Here is a 9533-nt window from a genome sequence, read left to right as displayed (position 1 = left end):
GCTGCATCGAAAATTCCGCCGTTTAGTGTATGGATTGAACAAGCATAAAAATGTGGCCGTTACCGCAGTGGCCAGGGAATTGACCGGGTTTATTTGGGCGGTTGCCCGAACGTTGGAGCTACCGAACGCTCAGTAAACTGTTTTTCATCTTAAAGAGACGGATGGTTTAAAAGGAAAAAGGGGAAAACCCGGAGCCTTAGGCCCGGGAGTTCATGGAAGGTTCGGGAGAGAATGTACGAGATTCGTTTGCACTAGGCTTCTAATGGGCTGAACGTGCGTGGCTAGCTTGTAACAGCTCTCCTTGACGAAGGCATACCATGTGGTAACCAATCCACGGATAGCAGCGTGCCAACCGTCGCTCGCATATGGACTCCCGCGCTTAGGGCTTCGGAGAAAAGCAGCTTTTTGTGATGGGCTTGACAAAAAACGTTCATAGCAACGAATCTCATCCACGTTATTTCTGTGTATTTCAGAGAAAACACCTGAAAAACCAGACTAAATTAGGAAATAGAGTGCCTGAGATTCGTTAGATTTTATAATCTGCAATTAATGGCCCAATAAGGTTTGCACGGTTCGTTAAACGTTTGGATCTGAAACGCTGATGCCTTGTTATCTATATAAGTTGAACTAAAGAATATTTACTCTGGACACTCCGGTGACAGAACAACCTTCCGATCGCTGTTATCCCAAGTTTTTTATAAATTAGGAAATCTGGGATAGCGTATGCTTCCGAAGCAGCTTTCTTTCAAAAAGCTCTTAGGCGAAGCGTATGCTTCCGAGGCGGATTTCTTTCAAAAAGCTTTTAGGCGAAGCATATGCTTCCGAGGCAGCTTCTTTCAGACAACTTTTAGCTCCGCTTCTTCAGGTTATTTCTGTCCTCTCCGTTTTGTGTAAATGTTTAGTTCAATTTATATACTTTCATATCTTTGAAACGAATTAATGGTTAGATGAAACAATGATTAGTTACTGAAAAGGGGAGCCCTGTCATGATTCATGACGGAGGCTCCCCTTTATTTTTTTGTTTGTATGTTCACGCTACCTGATCCTGGCTCGCCTATAACCTGCATCTAACCTGCATCTCAACGACATCCGAACTACGCCCGGTCCGAATTCTCCCGGCACCCTGCTTACAACCGGAATCGCAGCAGTTCTTGATGCATCTCTGCACTGATATCACGCAATGACTTCACCTTGATACTTGCATCAGCGAAGGAACGTTGTTGTTCCGACGTGGAGGCGGTGATCTCTTCACTGCTGGCAGCCGACTGCTCGGTGATGGCACTGATATTTTCGATGGCCTGTTGCACCTGTGTACTGAGTTCATTAGAGTGTTGCATGTCCTCAGCAAGCTGATGGATGCCGGTACTAATGCGCTCCACACTTTCACGAATAGCAGAGAAAGATTCGCGAGTCTGGCCAGTGGCTTGTTCTTGTTCGCCGAATAACTGCATGCTTTGTGCTACAGAGTTCTTCACCTTGTCCATGGAGGTTGTGATCTCGCCAACAGCCGCATAGATATGTTTGACCGATTGCGCAGATTGTTCGGCGAGTTTGTTCACCTCGCCCGCAACAACAGCGAAGCCACGTCCTGCTTCTCCAGCACGAGCAGCCTCTATGGAGGCATTTAACGAGAGCATGGTCGTTTGTTTGGCAATCTCCGATACATATGCCGTCATCGTAGTGATTCGAACCGCGCTTTCTTCCAGTTCCCGCACCGTTTGTTCCACCTCGGCCATCGCCATACGATTCACTTCGGCCAGGCGGAGTTGCTCTGCTACAGCCTTATTACCTTCCTCAACGGTAGTTAATACTTCACGACCATCGATCACCGATTGGGAAGTGGACTCCAGATTGCTATTGAAGGTAGACTGCATTTTGTCCACAACCATCACCGTCTCACTCAGATCCTCGGCAATCTTTTGACTGCCAATCGACAGTTCCTCCGTGGTGCGGGATACTTGCTGCACGATCGCTTGGGCTGTATCGTTACCGCGGTCAATATCTTGTGCCATTAGATCGACACGATGACCCGCTTCACCAATCGATTGAATAATGCCGCGGATATTATGAGTCATGATACCGAAGGAGCGACTCAGGTCATCGAGTTCATCTTTGCCCCGAGATTCCGGTAATTGTCCGGTCAGGTCACCGTCCGCAATTTGTCCCGCAGCGTCTTTGAGTGTTCGAATACGCTTGGCGATCTGACGTGAAGTATACATATTAAACAGCATTACGGCGACAAGCAATACGATGGCTCCTACCAGAGCGGTTTGCCACGTTTGCTGAATGTCATGTTCCAAATCGACGGTGTATTGATCATAACGATCCCGAGTCATCTCATCTAACGAATAGATATCATTCTGTATGCCCCGAACCCGAGTGCTGTAACGTTTCGCTTCCGCACTGTTCATCGCACTCATCGCTTCGGTGGCTCCCTGGTTGAGAGCTTCTAATTTTGTTTCGATGGACTGAATAAGTTGTAACTGCTGATCTGTTTCGAGCAATCCGTCCGTAAGTTCCTGAATCGTCGTTTGACCTTCATCCAGCAAGCGAAGTACGGCGTCCTGGTTTCCTGCTGTCATGGAGAACGAGTAGACATCCAGCGCCTGCTGGGTCTGAATCTGATTGGCGTTCAGTTCACTCACCTTGAGCATGGCAGGTACCAGATTTTGATTTTTGGCGTTCATACCGAGCAATTGCATGATGATATAAGCGACCAGCGCAAGGCATAGAAGTAGTGAAATTAGAGCATTAAGTATCAGTTTTCCCTGTAGTTTCATGTGCGTACCTCCTTGTATCCGATGGGTTATTGATCAAGCGTAATTTTGATTTGACCGGAAGAGATCCTTGCCTTCAGATCTTCGAAGGTTTGCTGTTGTTCATCACTGAGCGTGATATTATGTAGAGCAGTCAGACCCACGGCGTTCTCCGCTAGCCCCTCCACGATTTCCTTTTGAGGGAAGGTATGATTGTTTTGAATAAACGTGTTAACGGCATTATAGATAGAGACATCCACATTTTTTAGCATGGACGTAAGAATGGCTTTTTCCGCCAAAAAGAATTGATCGGTATCTACACCGATGGCGTATTTCCCTAATTTCTGAATCTCCGTCAGTGCGCCTACGCCTGTGAGACCGGCAGCTACGTAGATCACGTCAGCGCCCTTTTCCTGAATCATCTGTGCAGCCAGTTGTTCACCGAGCTCGGCATTACCGAAGTCCCCTGCGTAGACGGCATCAACGGTTGCATCCGGCTTGACAGCCAGAACACCTTGCTTAAAACCCTGCTCGAAATTACGAAGGACCGGTATCTCCATTCCACCAAGAAAGCCCACATGATTTTCCGTTGAAGCCATAGCGGCAATAACGCCTGCCAGATAACTTCCTTCTTCCGCCCGGAATGAAATGGAGGCAATGTTGGGAAGTTCAGACTTACTGTCAATCATGAGGAACTGCTGATCAGGATATTTGGCTGCAACTTTCTCCATATCCGCTTGGACCGTATCACTCAGGCCGATAATCAGATCGAATTTGGCTTCTGCAAACTCTTCAAATGCAGCTTCGGCAGTTGAATTCTCGCCCGGTTCACGATAGTCAAAGACAATGCTTTTCTCATTTCTGGCCTGAACCAGTCCATCAAAAGCAGCATCATTAAAAGAGCGGTCACCCAGACCCACTTCCGTAAGCACGATCCCAACCTTTGTTCTTGTGTCTGTTGCCGTTGTTGTATTATTGGCTGAACATGCCCCCAGGATCAGTACCGTCAGGATCATCATTATGGTGAGACCTAGACCTGCACGTCTGTTCTTGTTTGTTTTCATGTGTGGTACCCTCATTTCCGTAGTCACATTTTTCTGTTTTGAATGGTTCTTTAGCTCTAGGGAAGTACGTGTACATCATGACACGTATGGTTAGCATTTCCCTTTATCTATATCGGTCAGAAAGGCACTGTGATTTATGATATGTAGTGAAAATTTACGAAAAAATAAGTATTTTTCATGAATTATACATTATTTTTACATTTCTCTGGTTAAAAGGGTACATAAATAACTACAGTATGCTGTTTACTGACGTTAAAAGTCGAAAAAAAACACAACAGTGATGATGACATGAATCATCTCTGTTGTGTCTTTGAATATGAACATATACGGATCAAAGGGTGATCCCTATATGGAGATGACATGAGTTTACCAAGCCGCAATCGAGCCATCGGCTCGGGTTTCCGTACCCCCGCATAATACGCCATTGTCCGGGTTGCGCCAGATGATCTGACCACGTCCAAACTGGGATGGATCAAGTGCCACTTGAATATCATGTCCTTTGCGGGCGAGTGCCTGAGCGATATGCTGCGGGAAACCCGGTTCCACGAGAATTGTTTTGCCCTTCGTCCACTGCCAGCGCGGAGAATCCAAGGCGGCCTGTGGGTTCAGGTGATAATCGATCGTATTCATGACCACCTGCACATGACCTTGCGGTTGCATGAAACCACCCATGACACCGAATGGCCCAACCGCTTCGCTGCCACGGGTAAGGAACCCCGGAATGATCGTGTGATACGTTCGTTTGCCCGGCTCCAAGGCGTTGACATGATTCGGGTCCAGTGAGAAGTTATGTCCACGATTCTGCAATGCAATGCCTGTCCCCGGAACAACCAATCCAGACCCGAAGCCCATATAGTTACTCTGGATAAACGAAACCATATTGCCTTCACCATCCGCCGTAGCCAGATAGACTGTTCCACTTGCACGTGGATCACCTGCCTCAGGTGCTCGTGCGGCATCACCAATGAGTTTGCGCCGTTCTTCCGCGTATGCCTCGGACAGCAGTTCCTCCACCGTCACACCCATTTTGCGTTCTTCAGTAATATATTTCTCCCCATCGGCAAATGCCAGCTTCATTGCTTCTAGTTGCTGATGATATGCCTGAACAGATTCTTTCTCGTCGAACTCGTAACCTTTCAACAGATTAAGCGCCGCGAGAGCAATCAATCCTTGTCCATTCGGCGGAATCTCCCATACATCGTAACCACGATAGGAGACGGAGATGGGATCAACCCACTCCGGCTGAAAAACCTTCAGATCTTCGCGAGTCAGATAACCACCGTGCTCTGCCATAAAGGAATGAATGCGCTCTGCCAGTTCTCCTTCGTAAAAGTCTCGTGCTTCGCTCTCGCCAATCTGGCGCAAAGTCGCCGCATGATCCGGCGAGCGCCACATCTCTCCAGCTGCGGGAACACGCCCGCCTGGAGCAAATGTCTCAAACCACGCACGCCCTGCCTCCGCATCACCCTGGCGTGCATAGATCTCGGCTGCCCTTGCCCAGTGGCGGGCCAGCCCAGGCGCAAGCGGATAACCTTCCTCCGCGTAGCGGATGGCCTGTTCCAGCGCTTCCGCCAGCGTGAGCCGCCCAAAACGGCGGCTCAGCTCAGCCCACCCCGCCGGTGCGCCAGGCACCGTCACCGGAACAACCCCAAGCTTCGGCATCTCCGTATAGCCTGCCGCTTGAAGCGCCTCAATGGATATGCCCTGAGGCGCAGGGCCGCTGGCATTCAGGCCATGCAGTTTGCCCTCGGTCCAGACGAGGGCAAAAGCATCGCCTCCAATGCCATTAGACGTGGGCTCCAGCACCGTGAGTGCTGCCGCAGTTGCAATGGCGGCATCAATGGCATTGCCGCCTTTTTTCAATACATCGAGCCCAGCTTGTGCAGCCAGCGGCTGAGACGTGGCGACCATGCCTTGCTTGGCATACACAGGCACGCGGTAAGATGGGTACGGTTGGTAGAGTGGATCGAAGTTCATCAGGTTGTTCAGCTCCTTGTCGCTAGATGTCAGGCTCCGGTATAACCGGATCATACTCCTAACCCTCTTCGCAATGGGACAACCGATATCCTGCCACACTGCCAAATCCAACCTGACATCAGCCTATGTCGTTACCATATCGCCGCCATTTACATGAATGCATTCACCTGTGACGTAGGATGAATCGCGGGAAGCGAGATAAACGTAGGCTGCCGCCAGTTCGTAAGGCTGACCAGCCCGCCCCATGGGCGTATCTGTTCCAAATACCTGTACATCCTCCGCAGAGAAACTGGCAGGGATGAGCGGTGTCCAGATGGGTCCCGGGGCAACGGAATTCACACGGATTCCCTGTGCAGCGAGCGATTGGGCGAGTACACGAGTCAGCGATACGACGGCTCCTTTGGTAGAAGAGTAGTCGATCAGCTGGGTATTGCCTTTATATGCCGTAATGGAAGCTGTATTGATGATGGAGGCACCTCTGCACAGATGGGGGAGAGCGGCCTGAATCAGAAAGAAATAGGCGAACACATTGGTCTGAAAGGTGTGATACAGTTGTTCTTCTGTAATATCAACGATGCTTGGCTGCACATACTGTACGCCATGATTGTTGACCAGAATATCGATCTTCCCGTACGTTTCCATGGTTGTGCGAATGACGGCTTCACAGTTTTTCTTTAAGCGGAGATCAATCTCGATTAAGAGACAGCGCTGTCCCAGTTCTTCGATCCGTTCACGAGTCCTTTCGGCATCTGTCCGTTCATATAGATAAGCAATGACGATATCCGCACCTTCCTTGGCAAAAGCGATGGCGGCCGCCCGGCCGATTCCACTGTCACCACCCGTAATAATGGCAACTTTACCTTGGAGTTTGCAGCTGCCGATATAGGCAGGATCTTCACTGATCGGTTCAGGCACCATCAGAGTTTCCAGACCGGGTTGCTGGTCCTGATGCTGGGGTGGAAATGCCAGCTTTTGCTCCTTGCATACCGTTTTCTCACCATAAAAAGGATAGACAGGATTCATTCGCTTTACATCCTCCTCGAACGTTCATTGATACGGATAACCTATGCATTCGCCCAGAAGAAGGTGCGGGAGGAAACAGCAGAGCGGTTGTTTTTATTGCACAGAATATACCATAATAAGGATAGATCCTTAAATTGATGGAGGTGTCAGGAGCCACATGAATATTCAAGGAATTAATCATTTGTGTTTTTCCGTATCCAATCTGGAGCGGGCCATTACCTTTTATGAGCAGGCTCTCGGTGCCCGAATTCAGGTGAAAGGACGCAAACTGGCTTATTTTGAGCTGTCCGGTCTGTGGATTGCCCTGAATCAGGAGGATGTTATTCGCAACTATACGGAACGAACCTATACCCATATTGCATTTACCGTTACAGAAGAGGAGTTCGACGCGTCTGTGCAGCAGCTGCGAGCAGCGGGGGCAGACATTCTTCCCGGAAGGCCAAGAGATCCGCGGGATGCATTATCCGTTTATTTCACCGATCCGGATGGTCATTTGTTTGAACTGCATACAGGTACGATGAAGCAAAGGCTGGATTATTATCGCGAAGACAAAGATCATATGACCTTTTATACATGAGTTTCATGTGCAAGTAGAGGTAAATGGTAATTAACGTATTTAAAGTCATTGCAATTATCCGTACAATACATCTTAGGTTCGCTGAAGTGTACACGGTATGTTCGGCTGCCAAACCATATGCACAAGGAGAGATGGACGTGGATAATAAAAGATTCAAGCTTCGGATTGTTGCGAGCGGGTTGTCTATGGCCATTGTCATGTTGTTTTCATTGTACAATGGACATCTTCAAAATTCAGGGGAAGCTCTTCAGTCCCGTGTATCATTGGGCTATTCGTCAGATAAACAAATAACGGTGCACCCGCTTGATCTGAATGATCCTGTTCCTGAATAGTTGTTAGGAGAAGATGGGGGCCGTATTTATTTGATATAGGATTTATAGTCATCATAATTCATTTTCTGTTCTTGTCCGCTAAGAATTAAAAGTTTGTGGCTAATATCAGCCTCACGATCTGCATGGATGCGTTTAAGCAGATCGTAACTCATTCGAAGGAAGTAATAGCCTTCATTGGTGTTGTCTTTCTCATGAAATACAATGCCGAGAAGACGATATAGTTTTGCACGGAGCATGCCTTCATCTCGTTGATCCAGCAGTTGAAGAGCTTCCTTGATGGCTGTTTCAGCCAGTAAAGGTTGCCGTTCTTCGAGATAGATTTTGCTGATTTCCTCTAATATAGAAGCCTTCTTGTGAGGCAGATTGCGTTTGTCGTAGATATCGGCGCATTCTGACAGCAAGGGAAGGGCTTCTTTTTTTTGTCCCATATGAAGTTGAATGACAGCCAGATTGTGAAGAGCAAGTACATAGGATTTACTATTTGCCTGTTTATATGAATCTACCGATTTCTTGGTCCAGTCATAACTTAAGAGCAAGTGTCCGTCCTGTTCGGACATATAATAGGCCTTGCCCAAACCCAACGTAATTTCGCCATATAACTCCGGTTGCCCGATCATTTGGGCTTCTTTTTCGGCTTTGAGATAATAATCCAGTCCCTTATCCACGTTACCGAGCCGCAAATGGGTTGTTCCGAGAAAGGTTAACGAACGGATATGTTTATCTTGCAGATGTTTGAGTTTGCTGCTGTACGTATAAGACTGTTCGTAGTATTTTCGGGCAGCGTGAAACAGTTCTGCATGAAATGCAGCTCTTCCCATTTCCAGGTAATAGTCGACAATGCGCTCCCGGTCTCCTGTTCGGGTGACTGTAAAAGCCGCAGTTTCCCCATCATCCAGAGCTTGGCGGTAATCGCCAAGCCTATTGTGGCTTCGCATGATGAGCAGATAGGCTTCCGTTTGATCCAGTGAGTCTTCCGTCAGAGTCAGAACTTTGTGAGCCATACGGATACAGGCAGGATCATTCTGCTCAGCATAGTAGGCTTTGGCTTTGTCCAGGACAGCTTCACCAATATCGGTGTCCGTTGTTGCACTTCCTCCCAAGAAGTACTCCATTGGTGTATTGAGTCTGCGAGCAATGATTTTCAACATACGCTGAGAGGGAACGGCTCTGCCTTTTTCGATGAGGCTGATGTATGAGCGTGTCATATCCTCACCTGCCAGTTGTTTCTGAGACAGTCCAAGTTGTTCCCGGATTTCCCGAATTTTGGGTCCGATCATGATCATTCACCGTCCCTTGAATTAGTTTGTAATTACGTTGTGAAATGTGAGTTGTATATTGAATGCTGGGATTTGGTATGAGCAAGGGGTAAGGCGTGCGAGAAATCCATTTACCTCCTTTTACAGTTTAAATCCAAATTGGGAGATTATAGAATGATAGTATCCAAGACGAAAGGAGGAATAAATCAATGATCATTAAAGCGACTCCCATTACATTGGAACAATTGAAGAACAAAGAGTTGGAAGCAGTACAATCGGAAGTGAACGTGCTGGGCGAAACGCGTGAAGTTAGTGCTCGTGCAGTCTCTGCTCGTGCAGTCTCTGCTCGTGCAGTCTCTGCCCGTGCAGTAGCAGCTCGCGCAGTATCGGCTCGCGCAGTAGCAGCTCGTGCGGTATCTGCTCGTGCAGTAGCGGCTCGTGCATAATCCCTTGTATCTACTATGGCATTATGGTTAGTCCAATAGATGAGAGCTTCGGATGAAGCTCTCTCCCTATATTGAGAGTGCTCCGTATGATGGGTATAACGA

The 9533-nt window shown here is 48.1% G+C and carries 8 protein-coding genes; 3 read left to right on the top strand and 5 right to left on the bottom strand.

The annotated features are described in order from the left end of the window. Positions 1-1127 precede the first annotated feature (1127 nt). From AC6CIF_RS28555 to AC6CIF_RS28540, 4 genes are all read right to left on the bottom strand, one after another. A complete protein-coding gene (locus AC6CIF_RS28555) occupies positions 1128-2780 on the bottom strand; it encodes a methyl-accepting chemotaxis protein (RefSeq protein ID WP_498202433.1) in 1653 nt (550 codons plus the stop codon). A gap of 26 nt (positions 2781-2806) precedes the next feature. After that, entirely contained in the window at positions 2807-3820 is a 1014-nt protein-coding gene (locus AC6CIF_RS28550; protein ID WP_498202432.1) for a BMP family lipoprotein, read from the bottom strand. 366 nt (positions 3821-4186) lie between these two features. Beyond that, positions 4187-5797 (bottom strand): gamma-glutamyltransferase family protein, encoded by a 1611-nt coding sequence (locus tag AC6CIF_RS28545; RefSeq protein ID WP_498202436.1) that lies wholly within the window; start codon positions 5795-5797, stop codon positions 4187-4189. Between the two features lie 123 nt (positions 5798-5920). Continuing rightward, the gene (locus AC6CIF_RS28540) at positions 5921-6820 is read right to left on the bottom strand and encodes a glucose 1-dehydrogenase (RefSeq protein WP_036607429.1); all 900 of its coding nucleotides are present in this window, start codon (positions 6818-6820) and stop codon (positions 5921-5923) included. Between the two features lie 157 nt (positions 6821-6977). On the opposite strand from AC6CIF_RS28540, the gene fosB reads away from it, so the two are divergent. Both fosB and AC6CIF_RS28530 read left to right on the top strand, forming a co-directional pair. Beyond that, the gene (gene fosB, locus AC6CIF_RS28535) at positions 6978-7397 is read left to right on the top strand and encodes a metallothiol transferase FosB (RefSeq protein ID WP_498202431.1); all 420 of its coding nucleotides are present in this window, start codon (positions 6978-6980) and stop codon (positions 7395-7397) included. A 137-nt stretch (positions 7398-7534) separates the two neighbouring features. Continuing rightward, complete coding sequence (locus tag AC6CIF_RS28530) at positions 7535-7729, top strand: hypothetical protein (RefSeq protein WP_143760385.1); 195 nt, start codon at positions 7535-7537, stop codon at positions 7727-7729. Between the two features lie 26 nt (positions 7730-7755). On the opposite strand, the gene AC6CIF_RS28525 is transcribed toward AC6CIF_RS28530, so the two are convergent. Next, the gene (locus tag AC6CIF_RS28525; RefSeq protein ID WP_179088573.1) at positions 7756-9006 is read right to left on the bottom strand and encodes a helix-turn-helix domain-containing protein; all 1251 of its coding nucleotides are present in this window, start codon (positions 9004-9006) and stop codon (positions 7756-7758) included. Positions 9007-9194: 188 nt separating this feature from the next. On the opposite strand from AC6CIF_RS28525, the gene AC6CIF_RS28520 reads away from it, so the two are divergent. After that, positions 9195-9431: a hypothetical protein gene (locus AC6CIF_RS28520; RefSeq protein WP_498202429.1), complete on the top strand. Its 237-nt coding sequence runs from the start codon at positions 9195-9197 to the stop codon at positions 9429-9431. Positions 9432-9533 lie beyond the last annotated feature (102 nt).

Source organism: Paenibacillus sp. GQ49 (assembly GCF_059759055.1).
Note: the sequence above shows the minus strand (reverse complement) of the source record. Positions and strands in the feature narration are given on the sequence as shown.

Bases quoted from the DNA above. Each gene is read 5' to 3' on its own strand.
- AC6CIF_RS28520 (WP_498202429.1), top strand. From the start codon at position 9,195: ATGATCATTAAAGCGACTCCCATTACATTGGAACAATTGAAGAACAAA.
- AC6CIF_RS28555 (WP_498202433.1), bottom strand. From the start codon at position 2,780: ATGAAACTACAGGGAAAACTGATACTTAATGCTCTAATTTCACTACTT.
- AC6CIF_RS28545 (WP_498202436.1), bottom strand. From the start codon at position 5,797: ATGAACTTCGATCCACTCTACCAACCGTACCCATCTTACCGCGTGCCT.
- AC6CIF_RS28540 (WP_036607429.1), bottom strand. From the start codon at position 6,820: ATGAATCCTGTCTATCCTTTTTATGGTGAGAAAACGGTATGCAAGGAG.
- fosB (WP_498202431.1), top strand. From the start codon at position 6,978: ATGAATATTCAAGGAATTAATCATTTGTGTTTTTCCGTATCCAATCTG.
- AC6CIF_RS28525 (WP_179088573.1), bottom strand. From the start codon at position 9,006: ATGATCGGACCCAAAATTCGGGAAATCCGGGAACAACTTGGACTGTCT.
- AC6CIF_RS28550 (WP_498202432.1), bottom strand. From the start codon at position 3,820: ATGAAAACAAACAAGAACAGACGTGCAGGTCTAGGTCTCACCATAATG.